This window comes from Puniceibacterium confluentis, from assembly GCF_007923445.1.
Taxonomy (GTDB): Bacteria; Pseudomonadota; Alphaproteobacteria; order Rhodobacterales; family Rhodobacteraceae; genus Puniceibacterium; species Puniceibacterium confluentis.
Genome location: NZ_VOJI01000012.1, coordinates 37098 through 55003 on the forward strand (window position 1 = coordinate 37098; position 17906 = coordinate 55003).

The following is a 17906-nucleotide window of genomic DNA, read 5'->3' on the forward strand; positions in this document are numbered from 1 at the left end:
TGGGGCGACCACTTGCAGGACGGTTTCGCCGCACCATTTATCACGCGCGTTACACCCTCAGATCCAAAGGATCATTTTCATGCGCTCTCTGCTCATCGCCGCCCTCGTCTCTGTCTCTGCCGTCCCCGCCCTGGCCGACAGCACCACCGGCAAGGTTGTCGCCTTTGACCGCAAAGCCAATGTGCTTGTGCTGGAAGACAAGACCATCTGGTCACTCGAAACGCTGACAACCGTTCCCGAGGATCTGAAATCCGGCGATATGGTCGAGATCCGGTACAACTCGAACGCCGACAACGGCTGGGGCCGGATCAACGCGATTGAAATCAAGGGCTGAAGGGCCAAGGATGGACGCCGCCCCGGGCGGCGTCTATCGTGATGTCATGCGCCCGATTGCCCTGATCTCGCTGCTGGCTCTTGCAGCCTGCGCAACACCGCGCCAGCAGTGCGAGGCCGATGCCGCCGCGCCCTACCGGGCCGCGCTTCAGGAACGGGCGCGTCTGAGCAGCGATCTCGCACGCGGCTTTACCTACAACACCAGATTTGAACGGCGCGAACGCTTTGGCCTGTGCCGTGGTCGCTATGGTGCGGCCTATCACTGCTGGCAAACCGACACCCAGCCGGTGACCCGTCGTGTGCCGGTTGACAGCGCAGCGCTGCAGGCACGTCTGTCGGCTCTGGACAGCGCCCTGCCCGGCCTGCGCCATGCGGCCGCACAGGATACCAGCCAGTGCCGCGCATTGTATCCGGCCGCGCCCGAAAACTGATTGCGCGCCTCAGATCAGTGGGACGAACGGGACACCGCAGGCGCTGAGGGTGACGAGACTGATGATCAGGAGTGCAATACGCAAGATGTGTCCTTTCGGGGCGAAGTTGCCCGGTGCGCCTTGGACCATCTGCGAGCCCTCAATGCAAGGCGTCCGGCCCGTGTTTCAGGATCACCGGCACGATTAGGTCTTCTTCGTCTTCGAGATGGCGGTGCAGCAAGGCACCAAAGCTCAGCAATTCGCGGTGAAACCCACCCGCTTCGCCCTGCCCCTGAAGCACGGCATTGGCCGAATTGGTAAACCGGTTCAGCAACCCGTCCATCGCATGATGGTCCGCATCCAGAATGTCAAAGCCCTTGAGCAGCCTGGGCTCTGCCTTTGACAGCACCGGAAAGTAATGCTGGTCCTCGATCTGGTGGTGACCATGCAACTGGCTGACCAGCATCCCGCCGAACCGCGACAACCGTGTCCGGTGCGCCTGGACATCAATCCTGCGGTCGATCGCGGCTTCGGCGTCGTCCTGGAGACTGACCAACAGGCGGCGGAACATCAGGTGCCGGTCGAGCCAGAAAGCGACCAGCCCGGCAAAGTTGGGATGCTCTTCCCAACCCGCACGCGGAAAGCTTTCGAGCAGGACACGAAGCGCCTCGGGCATACGGTCACGTTCGTTCAATGCGGTTTTTGTCATGGCGTACCTCTGTCCCGCCACATGGCATAGACAGAGTAATTGTCAATCACCGCAAAACGTGAACGGCACAGGCGGCATGGCGCACCACATGGGTGGCTGTCGAGCCGATCAGCAAATCCTGCATGCCGGGGCGGTGCGAGCCCATGACAATCAGATCGACGGCCTGCTGCTCGGCCCATTCCAGAATGGTGCGCCCGGAATGCCCCTCGACCAGCTCGTGTCCGGTGGCCCCGTAGGCCGCGGCCAGCCGCACGAGGTCGGCCTCGATCGCCAGCCGAGATCCGGTCATGTAGTCCTTCGGCAGATAGTTGATCACATAGACCGGGATTTCCTCGATCACATGCATCAGGGTGATGTCGCCACCTTCTGTCGCCAACAGCGTCGCGACTTTCATCGCCGCAGCAATCCTGGCCTCGTCATCAAACGAAATCGGCACCATTATGTTCTTGTACATCTGCGTCTCTCCCTCTGTCGGACCGGTGCAGTGTGCCACGGCGATGGCGCCCAGACCTTGATCCGGATCAAAACACCGCGGCGACGTCGTACATGACCGGTTCGAAGCTGCGGCACAGCGCGTGGATCCGCCGGTTGCGTTCGCGCATCTCGGAGCTGCGCAGCATGGCCAGAAAGTCCTCGCGCTTTTCCCATTGGGAATAATTGGCAATGCGGGTCTGGGCATCGTTCACATGCAACCCTGCCGAGACAAAGCCGCGCTGCTTCGAAATGAAGTTCTCGTAGGCGTCGGTCAGCTCGTCCAGCAGATCCTGACAGGTTCCCGGGCTCATCTCAAAGGTTGTGATGACGGTCTGGGCGGTTGTGGGGTAGGTGATTTCCGGCATTCTGCTCTCCCTTGTCGGGCCAGTGTGCCACCGAATTGCGCTGTCGCCAATTGTCTTTGCCATCTGTGGTGCCCGGGCGCTCCGCATCCGCCCACAGTCCATTGGCCGCAGGGTCGCAGCCCCCCGCCGCCGCGTCATCGGTTCAGACGTTGGGCTCGCCCTGCAACCCCAGCAGCTTGCGAAAACCGGTCCAGTAGCCCGGAAGCCGGGGCGGCTCCACCATCCCCAGCAGGGCTTCGTCCTCCCAGCGCGACATGCGGCGCCGGGCAAAATCGCGGCCCCACGCCAGATAGGCCTGGGCATCATCCGGGCGCAGGCGGCAGGCCGACCCGACAAGCCCGACAAGCGTTTCGGCCGGCGCATACCATTCGTCCTGTATTCCCGTCACCTTCTTCTGCAGGAACGGCCCGACCCAGCGCATCAGCGCCTTGTCCGAAAACTGCAGCAGCATCCGGCCCATCTCGTGACGGGAATAGTGAATCAGCGGCGGGAAGGTATCAAAGAACACCGCCTTGCCATCGACGATCGCGAAGTTGCGGATCGACGGGTGGAACCCAATGCGGGTGTGGAACTGATCGGCATTGTTCCAGAAGGTGGCGATCACGTCCCCCGCCGCCTCCATCATCTCGAGTGTCTGTTCCCGCGTGCCGGACTGCATCAGCGGGCGCATCATCGTCTCGGTGGGCAGCGCCTCCTGGACGATCACCGGCACCCGGCGGCCGTCGATGGCCAGCAGCAGGAATTCCGTCTGCGGCAGCGGCACCCCGGCCTTGCGCAGTGCCTTGACATAATCCTCGTGGCATTTTGCCAGCCGGTCCAGCGCGCCGCCGTCCGCCAGCCCGCGGTAAACCTTGATGACCTTGTCGGCGAACGGGCCGGACGCGGGCCGGAAGGGCACGCAGAAATAGCCAAGCCGTGACATCGGCTGACCGCGTGTGGCGCTGTCCGCCACGATCAATGCACGCAGCGCGTCCTGATCCATCTTTCACTCCTTGGGCCGGGTGCCACAGCCTTAGCCGTTTGCAAGCAGCGCCGCCACCTCTGCCGTGAGGGCATCGACCTCGGCCCGGGCCGGAGTCTTGGCGCCTTCGGCCGCGCCCCGCCCCTGTCCCAGCGCCTCGGCATAGATCACCCGATTGGCAAACTGCGCCAGCGCGATCCGCGCCGCAAGCTTTTCCGCCGCCAGAGCCACATCCGCCGACAGACGGGTGCCGGCGCGCGCCCGGTTCATCACGATCAGTGCTTCCTTGTCTTCGCGTCGGGCCAGATCCAGAACACCTTCGGTCGCCCAGAGATCCACGTGGCTCATCGACACCGGAACAATCACCAGATCGGCACAGCGCAGCGCCGGACGCAGGTCACTGTCTGCCTTGGGCGGGGTATCCACGATGACGATGTCATAGCTGCCGGACAACTTGCGGCATTCGTAGGTGATGCCCCAGGCCGAGGATGTGGCGAATTCCATCCCGTCGACCAGGCCGGGGTCACAGTCGAGCCGGGTCATGAACCAGCGGCCAAGCGATCCCTGCGGGTCGATGTCAACGAGGGCGACACTGCGCCCCAGGCGACGGAAGCCGATCGCCAGATTGGCAGCCAGAGTGGTTTTGCCGGACCCGCCCTTTTGTTGTGCGACCGTGATCACAGATCCGGACATGCCCCATCCCCCAAAATCCAAACGATTCTTCGCACCATGTTGCACATGCACTCAGCAAAAGACCACTGCCGCAGCGGATTTGGTAAAGTTAAGACCGCTTTAACCAAGTTTGCCCGATCCTGGTGCCCGGGCCGCACGCATGGGAGGGTGTCATGCAGCTTCGCGCCACCTTGGTGATATTGCTGCTGTGCCTGTTGGCCACCACCGTTCGCGCCGGGCCCTGGCCACGTGAGCGCGGCACCTGGTTTGCCGCCTCCGACATGCGATTTTCCTGGGCCCGGGACATCGCGCTGCGCGACGGTGCTACCCCGGCCTCTGCATATTACGGGACGTATCTGGAATACGGTTTGCCCCGCAAACTGACGCTGGGGCTGGATCTGGGTCGCACAGGGCGGGGCGACACCAAATCTATCGCTTTCCTGCGTGTCCCGCTGCGCAACCCTGAAACCGGGCTGAAGGTGTCCGCGGAACTTGGACTTGGCAAGATCGACGACCGCGCCATTGTGCGCCCCGGGTTGTCGCTCGGCCTCGGATTCGCAGCGTTCGGCGGTCAGGGCTGGTTTTCAGCCGATACCCTGGCAGAAGTTGCGTCAAAGTCCCGGGATACGGATTTCAAGCTGGACCTGACATTCGGGGTGACGCGGCACAGCGGCACAAAACTGATCCTGCAGGTGCAGAGCGGTCAGCCACAGGACAACGTCCCCTTTGCGCGCCTCGCCCCGTCGATCGTGATTCCCATGGGGCACAACCGTCTGCTGGATCTTGGGCTGATGTACGGCATCACCGGCGACGACACCTTCGGCGTCAAACTTGGGCTGTGGCAAACATTTTGAACCGTTGCGCCAGGCCAGCCCAGGGATATGCTGCCGACATGACCTCACCGATCCGCCCCACCGACGATGCCGCCCGCCAGCTCGCCCGCGATCTGATCGCCGCCGCCCGCTTTGGCGCGCTTGCAGTCCTGGACCCGGACAGCGCCACGCCGATGGTCAGCCGCGTCGGGCTGGTGCCCGGGCCGGACGGGCTGCCGCTGGCTCTGGTCTCGGATCTTGCACAGCATACGGTTGCGTTGAGATCCAACCCGGCCTGTTCTCTCCTGATCGGAGAGCCCGGCCCCAAAGGTGACCCGCTGACCTGGCCGCGCCTGTCGCTGCACGGAACTGCGCAGTTCATCCGGCACGACCATCCGGACCATGGCGCGCTGGCCGCACATTACCTGACACACTTTCCAAAGGCCAAACTGTACATAGATTTCGCCGACTTCTCGCTGCTGAGGTTCGACCTGCGCGGCGCCCACCTGAACGGCGGCTTCGGAAAGGCCTTTGTGCTGTCACCCGACGACCTGCGGCGCTGAGGCCCCGGCGGGCCGCCCAAGTCCGGGCGACCCGATGAACAGCGCGGGTTGAGCCGCCTTCAATCCATGCGGATGCTGACGTTCACATCCCCTCGCATTGGTTCGGAGAAGGTCAGGGCAATTTCGTCCTGTCCGGCACCCTGCCGTATCTCGGCATGGGGATTGTCGAACCGGCTGAGGTTTGCCTCGTTGCGCAAACGCCCGCGCAGCACCACCGCATCCACGTCTTTTGCAAAGCCGCTGAAGGGCAGCTTGTTCTCGGTGTCCACCTGCCAGATCTGTGCATGGGTGTTCTGCGAATGCGACACGATCAACGGATTGGCCACTGCATATTCGATGTTGTTGAAGGTGTTTCCGGCAAAGGTGACCTTCTTCATCGACCCCAGTTCCAGCCCGGCAAAGCTGGTATCCACCCGCTCGACCCGGTTGATCGTCGTGCCGACGCAGCGAAAGGTGTTGCCCTGCACGCTCAGCCCGTTGACCGCATGGCCGGTGCCGTAGGGCTTGACCACGACAAACGAGAAATAGGGCGCGACATTCGAGCACAGAAAGACGTTGTCACTGATCGACAGCCCGGCAAAACCGAAGCCACCGGTGAAATCCGGCTCGGGTTCCCGCTCGTTCGTCCATTCGATAAAGCAGTTGTCGACATAGTTGCCGCTGATGTTGGCGTTGCAGGCCCGCAGGGCGATCACCACCCCGGCGCTGCGAAGACCGTTGCTGGCCGCATCGCCCTGAAAGAAGTGGTTGCCCTGAATGATCGCCTGCGTGCCCGAAACCACGGCAAAATGGCGAAACTGCGAGGCGCGGCATTTCAGGATCTTCACGTCGTTGGCGTTGGCGTTGATGGCCACCGTGGTGCGGTCCTGGGTGAGGGTGCCGCCCTCGTGGCTGATGAACTGGCAGCCGTCGATCCACAATCCCTGACAGCCATCTCCGATCGAGGTGATGCCCCGCTGGCCCGGCCGGGTGAAGGTGCAGTCGCGGATGTAGTTCACGCTGCCCAGCGGCGCCAGTGCGATACCGCTTGCAAGCGTGTTGCACTGGAACTCGACATCTTCGACCACAAATTGGTCAAGCCGTTCAAATCCGGTGAAATCAAGGATGTATCGGAACCTGGTAAAGGTGTAATTCTGCGTACCCGTGGCATCCGACAGCGGCTGCGACAGGGTCAGCTCACCGGCAGCAACGTTCTTGGAGCGCACATAGATCTCACGCCCCACGCCCGCGCCCTCGACATGGGAACCGACCGGAATGTTGGCGATGTTCACCACGTTGGTCAGCTTGAAGCGGTCATCCGCTGCATAAGACGCCTGACTGGTCACTGCCGCAGGCGTCCAGTTGCCAGTGTCCTCGGCGCGCAGCTGGCCGTTGCGGATCACCCGGCGCTGGGCATAGCTTTCACGGTTGTCGACCACATCCGCCACGTCAATCGGCCCCTGCAACGACACACGCCGCCCGCACAGGTCCAGACTCTCGTGATCTGCGTTGTTCAGCAGTGACTGGATCGCCTTGCGGATGGCCGCGTCTTCGTCACCGGCGAAGGCATCGATATAGGCGGGCAGATGGAAATCCTTGGTCAGCGACAGGATCGCTGCCTTGGGCATCGTCACGCTGCCTTCGAATTCCACGTGGTTTTCGAACGTCACCGACTGACCCAGATAATAGCTGCCCCTAGACACCAGCACCCGGCGGCCACCGGCATCGGCATCCGCCGCCTCGAAGGCGGCGCTGTCATCGGTGGTCCCGTCCCCCACGGCGCCATAGTCGCGCACGTCGACGGTGTTGATGAGGTTGCGCAGGAACACCTCGGTGATGTCCTCGACGACGATATCGTCCACCCGGACCACACCGCCACTTGCGCCCGTCAGATCAATGCCGAAATGGCCAAAGATCGGCTGCACGCCCCAGACCATGTCAACGCCGGTGCGGTTGCCCGCACCGATTATCGCGCTCACCTCGACGACTTCGCCGTAGTTTGCGATCACCGCGGACGGGCCGGCCTCGGTCAAACCGGCCACATGCGCGCCCCCCGCCGCCCCGGCCCATCCGGCGATGCGCACCGATGGCAGATTGCCAGAGATTGCCTTGACCCGCGCCGTCACTCGCAGATAGCACCCCGGCAGCAGCGGCGTTTCGCCCATGTAGCGCAGCTTTTGCACCGCGTCGGTCTTTTGAAGTTCGAGGCAGCCGCCAAAATCCTGATCCGCCGGGACAAAGGCCGCTGTTGCCACGTTCTGATAGCTGTCCGATCCGGGCACGCCATCGCCCCGCGACCAGACCGCCAGCCCGGCGGAAAAGGCCGGAGGCATCAGCACCACACCATCGGTAATTGCCTTGTTCATCGCTGTCCCTTTCCTTGCGTCACCGGGCCACGCGCCCCCGCATTCGGAAAAGGAAGTATCAACGAGGCTTTAACAGCATGCGACAGCACCGTGACGGTGCCTGTCTGCATCCCGCAACCAGACGCTTTTGCCTGCATCGCCTTGTGCCATACGAACGCACCAGGAAAAATTCGGCGCTGGCCGGGATTAGGCCGCCACGCCGGGCTGCGGCAAAAGCTGCACGCCGCTTATGCGCCACTGGCCACCTTCGTCGATCAGGCGGTATTCCAGCAGATGCGAGCGCCCCTCCTGATCGCGGATCAACACCCGTTGCGCCATCTCGCTGCCCTCGTCGCGCAGTTCGGTGAACCGCACGTCCCCGGGCCGCCAGACCATCGGATATCCCCGCTTGACCATCATGCCAAAGACGTCCGGGGTGCGAAACATGCCCTGGATGGACGGCGCGGCAAAACTGAAGGCCGTTGCCAGATCGTCAGCCTTGAAAGCGTCGATCTGGCGCTGGATGGTGCTTTCTATTTCCGGATTGCGCGCAACCGGTTCCTGCGCCCAGGCGGTGGTGACCAGGGACAGTACGGTGAGCACGGCAACGATCAGGCGCTTCATGTCAGGACTCCTCAAGCACATGCGGAAAAGGTAAATCCGATCCGCATCTGGTCAAGGCACGCGGCACTGCGCGAAAAAGTTTCAGACCTGTCCCCCGGACGTCGCCCGCTGCCCAGGGGTCAGACCAGTTCGCCCGCCAGCCCCTGCTCGATCAGTGTGATGGTTTCCGCCACGCCGTAAACCGCGATGAACCCACCGAAACGCGGCCCCTGACTCGCGCCCAGAAGCACCTCGTACAAGGCCTTGAACCAATCCCGCAGCGGCTCGAAACCGTGCTCTTTGCCGACGGCAAACACCAGGGACTGGAGGGCTTCGTCCTCGATCGGGCCATCGTAGCCGCGCAGTCTTTCTGCCAGATCCCGCATCGCCGCCGCCTCATTGGGCTCCGGAGCCCGGAATGTCTTGCCCGGTTTGACGAAGTCCTGATAATAGCGCACCGCGAACCCGGCGGCCTGATCCAGATCGCCATGGGTATCCGGTGCCGCCTCGGGCGCATAGCGGCGGATAAAGCCCCACAGCGCCTCTTTGTCCTCGGCCCCGGAAACCGAGGCGATGTTCAGCAACATTGCAAACGACACCACCATCCGGCTTTCCGGCACATCGCCGCCATGAATGTGCCAGACCGGATTGTTGACCTTTCCGGCGGCATCCTGTGTCGCGTAGGCGCGCAGTTGCTGGTGGTACTCGTCCACCGCCTTGGGAATCACGTCCCACCACAGCCGCTTGGCGGTCTTCGGCTTGAGATACATGAAATACGACAGCGATTCCGTGCTGGCATAGGTCAGCCATTCGTCGATCGACAACCCGTTGCCCTTGGACTTGCTGATTTTCTGACCCATGTCGTCCAGAAACAGCTCATAGGTGAAATGTTCCGGCGCCTTGCAGCCCAGCGCCCGGCAGATGCCGTCATAGATCGGCGTATTGGTGCTGTGGTCCTTGCCATACATCTCGAAATCCACGCCCAGTGCCGCCCAGCGGGCGCCGAAATCCGGCTTCCACTGCAACTTCACGTGGCCGCCGGTCACCGGCAGGGTCCATTCACGCCCCTGCTCGTCGTCAAAAGTGATCTCGCCCTTTGCAGCGTCGACATTCTTGATCGGCACATAGAGCACGCGGCCGGTCTCGGGGTGGATCGGCAGGAAAATCGAGTAGGTCTGCTGACGCTCGTCACGCAGCGACTTCAGCATGATCGCCATGAGGTCGTCATACCGCTCGGCGCAGCGCAGCAGGATGTCGTCGAACTGGCCGCTGGCATAGAACTCCGTGGCTGAAATGAACTCGTACTCGAAACCAAAGGTATCGAGGAACCGCCGCAGCATCGCGTTGTTGTGGGCACCAAAGCTGTCATGTGTGCCGAAGGGGTCCGGTACCGAGGTCAGCGGCTTTTGCAGGTGTGCATCCAGCTGCCGCGGGTCCGGCACGTTCTCGGGCACCTTGCGCATCCCGTCCATGTCGTCGGAAAAGCAGATCAGCCGCGTCGGAATGTCCGAAATCAGCTCAAAGGCCCGGCGGATCATCGTGGTGCGCGCCACTTCGCCGAAGGTGCCGATATGCGGCAGGCCCGACGGGCCGTATCCGGTCTCGAACAGCACGTATCCCTTTTCGGGTGGCACCTTTTCATAACGTTTGAGCAACCGGCGCGCTTCTTCGAATGGCCAGGCTTTGGCGCTCATCGCGGCAGTGCGCAGATCGGACATCGGGACTCTCCTACAGGGCCGCGCCACCGGGGGCGCAGGTCATACCGCTCGCTACCTATTGCGGGCGGCGGACAGGGTCAATATTGTCGTCGCGACAGACTGTTTCAGGAAGGCCAGACCGTGACCGATCAGATCGAACACCCGCTCAGCCCGCAGGATTGCCTTGTTGCGCTGATGATTGCCGTCTCTGCCTCCGACGAAAACGTGCGCACGGTCGAACTGGTCAGGATCGAGGCGACGGTGAACCATCTTCCGATCTTTGCCGAATACGATGCCGACCGGATCGGCAGCATGGCCGAAACCGTGTTCGATCTGCTCGAACAGGAAGACGGGCTTGACGCGCTGTTCGGCCTGATGCGCGACAACCTGCCCGAGCGGCTGAACGAAACCGCCTATGCGCTGGCCTGCGATGTGGCAGCGGCGGACGGCACGCTGGCAGAATCCGAACTGCGCCTGCTGGAAGAGATCCGTTACGAACTGGATCTCGATCGCCTGCACGCGGCCGCAATCGAACGCGGGGCCCGGGCCCGGCACATGCGCGCCTGACACAAGGCTGCGAGGACGGGCGGAGATTTCGCCCGCCTCCCCCTGTCGGTCAAGCCATGGTCACGGTCTGGAAAACCGGACTCACCTCTTTGGTCCTTTGTGTGTTATTCTGCACAGGCGGACATTTTCCGCAGAGATTTCGGACGCCCATTTTTGCGGAGGAGCTTTGATGAATCGCCTGACCTTTACCGCATGTGCAGTGGCCATCCTTTGCTTGCTGCCCATCCTTGGCGCCGCATAGCACCAAGGGCACCACACCTGCGGATCACGCCCCGTACAGCACGCCCCATCTTTCGATCAGGGCCTGCTGCAACGTCTTGGCGCGAACATTCCACTCGGAGGCGCCCGGCGGACGCTCGCGCTCTTCCCGGCTGAGCAGATCGCGGCGCGCGATGTTGGCGGCAAATATCGCAAAGGCCAGTTCGGTTCCGCCGGGCAGATCGACAAAGCCCGCCAGCCCGCTGACAAAGTTCAGGGTGCCGGTCTTGGCATGAACCTCGATCGGATGATCGCGCACCACGCGGCGGCGGCCATCGCGCATCGCAAATCCCTTGAGCAGCGGCTTCAGGCCCAGCCTTTCCCGGACCGCCAGCATGGTCTTCATCATATCCGCAGCAGCAATCCGGCTGTCGTCGCCCAGCCCCGAGTGGTCCACCAGTGCCACGTGTTCCAACCCCAGACTGTCGCGCGCCCAGGCATTCATCGCCTCGGCCGACCCGGCCAAATCGGCAACCGGGATTCCCCGCTTGACGGTGGCCGCCAGCCCGACCATCTCTGCCGTCAGGTTGGTCGACCACTTCAGCATATCGCGCAGGATGACGCCAATCGGCGCACTGTCCAAACGGCACAGGTCCTCGCCCTCGGGCAGCACACTCACCGGCTCGCAGGGTTTGAGGCGGATGCCATGTGATCCGGCAAAGGTCACGAAGACCTCACCGGCATAGCGTTCAGGCTGCCGCACCGGCAGCCAGCGCGAGCCTTCGGTGCCCAGCGCCTTGCGTGCCACGGTCCAGTTGTCGCGACTCTGGCCCCTCTGGTAGGTGTAGATCGGCGCCGACCTCGACACGATCTCCATCCGCGCCACAGTCACGTCCGGGCGATGGCTTTCCGAGCGCGCATCCATCTTGACGGTGTAGTCCGTATCGGCCTTGCGCCATTCGAAATGTACACGGTTGTAGTTCAGGCTCAGCCCGGACACCGCCGGGTTGTACCCGACCTGATCAGGCTGTTCCGGGTCAATCGCGGGTACAAACGGCAGCGCGCCGCCCCAGACCAGAAAGCGGCCGCGCACCTCGGTCACCCCTGCGTCCTTCAGCATTTTCGCCAACCGGTAAAGCCCGTCGGTGTCCAGCGTCGGATCCCCGCCACCCGCCAGCACCAGATCGCCGCGCACGACGCCCGCGTCCACTCCTCCCGTCGCAATCAGCCTGGTGGCAAAGACATGATCGGTTCCCAGCGTTTCCAGCGCATAAGACGCGGTCAGCGCCTTCGCGACGCTTGCGGGCGGCAAACCGGTGGCGGCGTCATGCTCTTCGAGCACCTGACCGGTCGACAGGTTCGCAACCGAAAACCCCACGGTTCCGTCGAGCCGAGCCTTGGTGATCAGTTCGTCGACAGTCGGCAGGTCGCGCAGCGCAAGGTCTTCGCCCCGCGCCGCCGGACGCAGGGACTTGAGCGGGGCATTGGCCAGCGCCGGGGCGGCGGCAAATGCTCCGAGGGCAGCCAGAACGGCGCGGCGGGAAACGGGATGGGTCATGCCTTGATCTAAACCAAACAGCGCTTTGCAGACAAGCACCCGAACAGCCGGAAACCGCGTCATGCCCGGGCAATTTTGCGTGATGAGGCCCTGGACTTCCGCGCGTGCGGATGCCGGAAAACACGCCGGTCCCGGGACGGGCGGCCTGCCGCCCTCCGGGGTATTCTACGTGTCCGACCAATCCCCCCGCGCCCGGATCGCGGACGAGCTGAGATCAAGCATCGGCACATTGACAAAGCACCAGGCCGGCGGCTCCGCCTGCGCCAGAAGCTTGGAAGCCCTGGGGGAAATCTGGGCCTCCCTGAACACCCGCGCGGTGCGCGACATCCTGGCCGAAATCCGATCACCCGGGCGCGCCAGAACGCCGACGGGCAGCGCCATCATGATCTGCTGCCAGCGGTCCCAGCGATGAAACTGGGCCAGGTTGTCAGCCCCCATCAGCCAGACGAAATGCACCCCCGGATGCGCGCCCTGCAAAGCCGCGATCGTTCTGGCGGTATAACGCGTGCCCAAACGCGCCTCGGCATCGCTGACCAGCACCTTGGGATGGTGCACCAATGCCCGACACGCCTCCAGGCGCGCCGCCAGCGGCGCAGGCCCGTGCGGCTTCAGCGGATTGCCCGGGCTCACCAGCCAGACGACCCGGTCCAGATCAAACCGCCGCAACGCCTGCCGGGTGATGTTGACGTGTCCCGCGTGGGGCGGATCAAAGGACCCCCCCAGCAATCCGACACGTTGTCCGGCGCGCAGGTGCAGGCCGGTGCTGGTGGTCTCAAATTTCATCGACGTGCAAGGTCCCGTGCCGGTCTCCCGGCCAGAAACACCGGATCGCCCGCGACTTCAACGCGTTTCGCGCAGCGCAGCCCTGTTCCGGACCCGCCCCTGCCGGCCGCGTGATGCACTGCGCCCCTCGCCCGAATGGGCGCAAAACGGCCAAAATGCCAATTTTTCGCGCTGCATTGCCCCTGCCGCGCCGCTTCGCTATCTAGGCCGCAAATTACACACACATGTCCCAAGGGGTTTTCCGATGGCAGCCTATCAATACGTCTACCACATGGATGGCGTCTCAAAGACCTATCCCGGCGGCAAGAAATGCTTTGAGAATATCCGCCTGAACTTCCTGCCCGGTGTCAAGATCGGCGTCGTCGGCATCAACGGCTCCGGCAAGTCGACCCTGATGAAGATCATGGCGGGCTATGACAAGGACTTCACCGGCGAGGCCTGGGTCGCCGAAGGCGCCCGCGTCGGCTATCTGCCGCAGGAACCGGATCTGGACCCCAAACTTGACGTGCGCGGCAACGTGATGCTGGGGGTCGCAGCGAAAAAAGCCAAGCTTGACAAGTACAACGAGCTGGCTATGAACTATTCGGACGAGACCGCTGACGAAATGGCCGCCCTGCAGGATCAGATCGACGCCGAAAATCTCTGGGATCTCGACAGCCAGATCGACATCGCCCTGGAGGCCCTGCGCTGCCCGCCCGACGACGCGGATGTCACGACCCTGTCGGGTGGTGAACGCCGCCGCGTCGCGCTGTGTCAGCTGCTGCTCGAAGCGCCCGAGATGCTGCTGCTCGACGAACCGACCAACCACCTCGACGCCGAGACCATCGCCTGGCTGCAACAGCACCTGATCGACTACAAGGGCACGATCCTGATCGTCACCCACGACCGCTATTTCCTTGATTCGATCACCTCCTGGATTCTCGAACTCGACCGCGGCCGCGGCATCCCCTACGAAGGCAACTATTCGTCCTGGGTCGACCAGAAGGCCAAGCGCCTGATGCAGGAGGCACGCGAGGACAAGGCCAAGCAGAAGACGCTTGAACGCGAACTCGAATGGATGCGGCAGGGCGCCAAGGCGCGGCAGGCCAAATCCAAGGCGCGAATCCAGTCTTATGAGAAGATGGCCGACCAGTCGGTCAAGGAACGTGTTGGCAAGGCCCAGATCGTCATCCCCAACGGCCCGCGCCTCGGCTCCAAGGTGCTGGAGATCGAGGGGTTGCGCAAATCCATGGGTGACCGCCTGCTGATCAACGATCTGAGCTTTTCCCTGCCCCCCGGCGGAATCATCGGCGTGATCGGCCCGAACGGCGCCGGCAAATCCACCCTGTTCAAGATGATCACCGGGCACGAAACCCCGGACGCGGGTGAGGTCAGCCTCGGTGACACCGTGCAGATGTCCTATGTGGATCAGTCGCGCGACGACCTCAACTCCGACGACAACGTCTGGATGGCGATTTCCGGCGGTGCCGAACTGATCACGCTCGGGGACGCCGAAATCAATTCGCGCGCCTATTGCGGAGCCTTCAACTTCAAGGGGTCCGACCAGCAGAAAAAAGTCGGCCTGCTGTCTGGCGGCGAGCGCAACCGCGTTCACATGGCGCGCCTGCTCAAGGAAGGCGGCAACCTGCTCCTCCTCGACGAACCGACCAACGACCTTGACGTCGAAACGCTGCGCGCACTGGAAGATGCCCTTGTCGACTTCGCCGGTTGCGCGGTGGTCATCTCGCACGACCGCTTTTTCCTCGACCGGATCTGCACACACATGCTGGCGTTCGAGGGCGACGGCCATGTGGAATGGTTCGAAGGCAACTTCGAGGATTACGAAGAAGACAAGAAGCGTCGTCTGGGCGAAGACGCCGCCGAGCCGAAGCGGAAACACAAGAAGTTCACGCGCTGACAAGCGCCTGATGAACAATTGGCAGCTTCCCTGCTGGTCGGGGAGGCTGCCTGAAGTGTTTCGCGCGCGGGCGCCCGATCATGCTCTTTGGTCGGCTTTCGCCCTCTCCCGGTCACCCGTCGGGTGCAGTCTACCTCACCCGGAATAGGAACAACGTGGCCGACTGCGCCTGCCCGCTCGGTCATCGGCAACCGGACCGCGACGGGTCGGCCCGCTCCGGTTGGCCTGAGACCCCGTTCCGTCGGCACACAGTCAACTGCCCCGAAATTGCGGAATGCACAAAAACGCGGCCCTTTTTAAAAACTGTTGCCAGACTCACCAACATCTGTCATATGGGCGGGGCTGACGATCTTCTCTTCGACCACCTTGTCTTCCCTAACCGGCTTGCAGGCTATCGATCCGAACGTGACCTCGCCGGGCTGTCGCATACCGTGGACAGCAGACTAGACTAAGGAATATTCACATGGCTACTGGCACAGTGAAATGGTTCAACGCAACTAAAGGCTTCGGCTTCATCCAGCCCGATGGCGGCTCCAAGGACGTGTTCGTGCACATCTCCGCTGTTGAGCGTTCGGGCCTGTCGGGTCTGAAGGACGACCAGAAGGTCACCTTCGACATCGAAGCCGGCCGTGACGGCCGCGAGAGCGCGATCAACCTCGCCCTCGCCTAAGCTTTTGTCCCAGTGACAACATGCGGCCGCCCTTCGGGGCGGTCGTTTGCATTTTGGGCATCGGGTTCCGCGCCTGACACCACGTCGTGACCACCAATCGCGGGATGGATGCCACACACTGCGGCATGGGCGCCCCTGGGGCATTGAAATTCTGCCAGCCCTCGCCAAAACTGTTCAGGTTCCAAACGAAAAGAGCACTGCCATGATCTCTCGCCGAACTTTTGTCGCAGCCGCCGCGGCTGCCGCCCTGCCACTGCCTGCACTTGCGCAGGGATTCGAACTGGCGCCGCGCTACCGGCCCCAGCAGGTCACCTTCAGCAAATCCTACGCGCCCGGTCAGGTGCTGATCGTGCCGAAGGCGCATTTTCTCTACTACGTGAGCGAACCCGGAGTCGCCATGCGTTACGGCGTGGGTCTGGGGAAGGCCGGTCAGGAGATTTCCGGCTCTTACGTCATTGGCAGCCGCAAGGAATGGCCGACTTGGCGCCCGACCGACGCGATGATCGAACGGGACCCCCAGGCCTATGGCAAGTTCAAGGACAACGACTATGTCCAGCCGGGCGGCCCGGACAATCCGCTCGGGGCGCGGGCGCTCTATCTTTATCGCGACGGGCGCTACACCTTCAACGCGATCCACGGCACCACCTCGCCCAGCTCCATCGGTCATTCGGTGTCAAACGGCTGCGTGCGGATGATCAACGAGCACGTGCAGGACCTGTACCAGCGGGTGCCGGACGGCGCGGTCGTTACCGTCCTGTGATGCCGTCCCCGGCGCTGCGGACTTCCCTCCGTGGCTGAGTACGATCTGTTGGTGCTGGGCGCCGGCCCTGCCGGCAGTTCCGCCGCCGTGACGGCCGCGCGGGCCGGGCTGCGCGTGGCGCTGATCGACAAGCACAGCTTTCCGCGTGACAAACTGTGTGGCGGCGGCTTTACCGGCCGCTCCATGCGCTATTTCCAGCAGATCTTTGGCGCCGAGGCGCCGGATACGCCGATTCTCCACCGAACCGCGATCAGCTTTTGCGCCTTTGGTCATGAAGTCGGGCATTTCACCGACGTGCCGCCTCTGCACATGACAATGCGCCGGGATCTGGACCACGCACTGCTCCGTGCCGCAATTTCGGCCGGTGCGACTGACCTGACCGGACAGAAGGTACTTGCCATCGATGCAGAGGCGCCAGCCGTCACCCTGGACAGTGGCATCGTCTCGGCTCCGCTGTTGGTGGCCGCGGATGGCGTCAACAGCCCCACGGCGCGCCTCCTTTTCGGCGCGGCGTTTGACAGGTCGGAAATCGGCTTTGCACTCGAGGTGGAGCTGCCCCTGGACGCTCCGCCGGTTACGCCGGTGCGCATAGATTTCGGTGCCGCCGACTGGGGCTATGGCTGGGATTTTCCCAAGACCTGCGGCCGCACCATCGGTGTCGGCGGCGTGATGCGGCGCAATACAAATCTCAAATCGTCGCTGAACGCCTACCTGGGGTACCTGGGGGTGCACACCGACAGTCCGGTCAAGGGGCAGTTCCTGCCGTTTGGCGCCTATCGCCGCCAGCCCGGGCGCGGCAAGGTTCTGCTGGCTGGCGACGCCGCCGGATTGGTCGACCCCATCACCGGCGAGGGCATCGCCTACGCCCTGAAGAGCGGCCAATTGGCATCCGAATCAGTTCTGGCCGCACTTGGCGCCGGGATGCCGGATCAGGCGCTGTCGAACTACCGGACGGCGCTCGGACCAATCCACCGCGCGATCACTCAGGCACGCCTGATCCGGCCGCTGATCTTCCTGCCGGCCCTGCGAAAAGGGTTCGTTGCCGGGTTCCGAAATTCCTCGACATTGCGCGCGGAATACCTGCAATTACTAGCAGGTAAGACGGAATATGGTCAAATCACGCGACGGACTGTGGCGCGCCTTCCAAACCTTCTGGCGCGCAGCCTGACGCAGTAAAAGAGGTGGATTTTGCAACCCAAATGCGCCGCCTTTATACTGAATTACCTAGCGTTACACCTTAAGGTTGACAGGTGAAAGACCGTTCTCTAACCGTTAACCAATCGGCAAAAATGTCGAATAAGTAAATGGATCGTCAACCAAATGGCGACAACTTCGGGCTAAGACAGAAAAAGGACTAGGCATGGCAGGCATCGGTATTGTGTTCGGGGGGTCACTTGGAATGGTAAGTGGACTCATCGGATGGATTTTTGGGGGCATGACAGCGTGGCAGGCTCTCGGACTATACTTCATGACGGGACTTATGGTTTGCGCCCTGTTCCTCGTGATTGCGGCAATGCGGCTTACAGCGCGCAAGATGCCGCGAACCAAGG

General features: G+C 62.8%; 19 protein-coding genes. 9 read left to right on the forward strand and 10 right to left on the reverse strand.

The window, feature by feature from the left end; genetic code table 11:
• Positions 1 to 79 precede the first annotated feature (79 nt).
• Together FOY53_RS14395 and FOY53_RS14400 are read left to right on the forward strand one after the other, a co-directional pair.
• Entirely contained in the window at positions 80 to 334 is a 255-nt protein-coding gene (locus FOY53_RS14395; RefSeq protein ID WP_146590044.1) for a hypothetical protein, read from the forward strand.
• 10 nt (positions 335 to 344) lie between these two features.
• Positions 345 to 764: an excinuclease ABC subunit B gene (locus tag FOY53_RS14400; protein ID WP_246107411.1), complete on the forward strand. Its 420-nt coding sequence runs from the start codon at positions 345 to 347 to the stop codon at positions 762 to 764.
• Between the two features lie 139 nt (positions 765 to 903).
• Here the strand turns inward: FOY53_RS14400 and FOY53_RS14405 are convergent, their stop codons facing one another.
• The 5 genes from FOY53_RS14405 to parA form a co-directional block, all read right to left on the reverse strand.
• Positions 904 to 1452, reverse strand: a complete 549-nt coding sequence (locus FOY53_RS14405; protein ID WP_146590046.1) for a hemerythrin domain-containing protein — start codon at positions 1450 to 1452, stop codon at positions 904 to 906.
• A gap of 46 nt (positions 1453 to 1498) precedes the next feature.
• A complete protein-coding gene (locus tag FOY53_RS14410) occupies positions 1499 to 1906 on the reverse strand; it encodes a universal stress protein (RefSeq protein WP_146590048.1) in 408 nt (135 codons plus the stop codon).
• Between the two features lie 67 nt (positions 1907 to 1973).
• Entirely contained in the window at positions 1974 to 2291 is a 318-nt protein-coding gene (locus FOY53_RS14415; RefSeq protein ID WP_146590050.1) for an antibiotic biosynthesis monooxygenase family protein, read from the reverse strand.
• A gap of 142 nt (positions 2292 to 2433) precedes the next feature.
• Complete coding sequence (locus FOY53_RS14420) at positions 2434 to 3273, reverse strand: DUF6206 family protein (protein ID WP_146590052.1); 840 nt, start codon at positions 3271 to 3273, stop codon at positions 2434 to 2436.
• Positions 3274 to 3303: 30 nt separating this feature from the next.
• On the reverse strand, positions 3304 to 3945 hold the full coding sequence (parA, locus tag FOY53_RS14425) for a ParA family partition ATPase (RefSeq protein WP_146590054.1): 642 nt from the start codon (positions 3943 to 3945) through the stop codon (positions 3304 to 3306).
• Between the two features lie 152 nt (positions 3946 to 4097).
• Between parA and FOY53_RS14430 the strand changes: the two genes are divergently transcribed.
• Entirely contained in the window at positions 4098 to 4778 is a 681-nt protein-coding gene (locus tag FOY53_RS14430; RefSeq protein ID WP_146590056.1) for a hypothetical protein, read from the forward strand.
• A gap of 38 nt (positions 4779 to 4816) precedes the next feature.
• Positions 4817 to 5299: a HugZ family pyridoxamine 5'-phosphate oxidase gene (locus FOY53_RS14435; protein WP_146590058.1), complete on the forward strand. Its 483-nt coding sequence runs from the start codon at positions 4817 to 4819 to the stop codon at positions 5297 to 5299.
• Positions 5300 to 5358: 59 nt separating this feature from the next.
• Here the strand turns inward: FOY53_RS14435 and FOY53_RS14440 are convergent, their stop codons facing one another.
• The 3 genes from FOY53_RS14440 to FOY53_RS14450 form a co-directional block, all read right to left on the reverse strand.
• Complete coding sequence (locus FOY53_RS14440) at positions 5359 to 7644, reverse strand: right-handed parallel beta-helix repeat-containing protein (RefSeq protein WP_146590060.1); 2286 nt, start codon at positions 7642 to 7644, stop codon at positions 5359 to 5361.
• 186 nt (positions 7645 to 7830) lie between these two features.
• Positions 7831 to 8247: a DUF4864 domain-containing protein gene (locus FOY53_RS14445; RefSeq protein ID WP_146590062.1), complete on the reverse strand. Its 417-nt coding sequence runs from the start codon at positions 8245 to 8247 to the stop codon at positions 7831 to 7833.
• A 119-nt stretch (positions 8248 to 8366) separates the two neighbouring features.
• A complete protein-coding gene (locus tag FOY53_RS14450) occupies positions 8367 to 9944 on the reverse strand; it encodes a lysine--tRNA ligase (protein ID WP_146590065.1) in 1578 nt (525 codons plus the stop codon).
• Between the two features lie 120 nt (positions 9945 to 10064).
• Between FOY53_RS14450 and FOY53_RS14455 the strand changes: the two genes are divergently transcribed.
• On the forward strand, positions 10065 to 10490 hold the full coding sequence (locus tag FOY53_RS14455) for a tellurite resistance TerB family protein (RefSeq protein WP_146590067.1): 426 nt from the start codon (positions 10065 to 10067) through the stop codon (positions 10488 to 10490).
• Between the two features lie 265 nt (positions 10491 to 10755).
• On the opposite strand, the gene dacB is transcribed toward FOY53_RS14455, so the two are convergent.
• Positions 10756 to 12246 (reverse strand): D-alanyl-D-alanine carboxypeptidase/D-alanyl-D-alanine endopeptidase, encoded by a 1491-nt coding sequence (gene dacB, locus FOY53_RS14460; protein WP_146590068.1) that lies wholly within the window; start codon positions 12244 to 12246, stop codon positions 10756 to 10758.
• A gap of 165 nt (positions 12247 to 12411) precedes the next feature.
• Positions 12412 to 13029 (reverse strand): nicotinate-nucleotide adenylyltransferase, encoded by a 618-nt coding sequence (locus FOY53_RS14465; RefSeq protein WP_146590071.1) that lies wholly within the window; start codon positions 13027 to 13029, stop codon positions 12412 to 12414.
• A gap of 244 nt (positions 13030 to 13273) precedes the next feature.
• Between FOY53_RS14465 and ettA the strand changes: the two genes are divergently transcribed.
• From ettA to FOY53_RS14485, 4 genes are all read left to right on the forward strand, one after another.
• Positions 13274 to 14926, forward strand: coding sequence for an energy-dependent translational throttle protein EttA (ettA, locus tag FOY53_RS14470; RefSeq protein WP_146590073.1), 1653 nt, complete (start codon positions 13274 to 13276; stop codon positions 14924 to 14926).
• Between the two features lie 463 nt (positions 14927 to 15389).
• Complete coding sequence (locus FOY53_RS14475) at positions 15390 to 15596, forward strand: cold-shock protein (RefSeq protein WP_089273477.1); 207 nt, start codon at positions 15390 to 15392, stop codon at positions 15594 to 15596.
• Positions 15597 to 15798: 202 nt separating this feature from the next.
• Positions 15799 to 16356: a L,D-transpeptidase gene (locus FOY53_RS14480; RefSeq protein WP_146590075.1), complete on the forward strand. Its 558-nt coding sequence runs from the start codon at positions 15799 to 15801 to the stop codon at positions 16354 to 16356.
• Positions 16357 to 16386: 30 nt separating this feature from the next.
• A complete protein-coding gene (locus FOY53_RS14485) occupies positions 16387 to 17532 on the forward strand; it encodes a geranylgeranyl reductase family protein (RefSeq protein ID WP_146590077.1) in 1146 nt (381 codons plus the stop codon).
• Positions 17533 to 17906 lie beyond the last annotated feature (374 nt).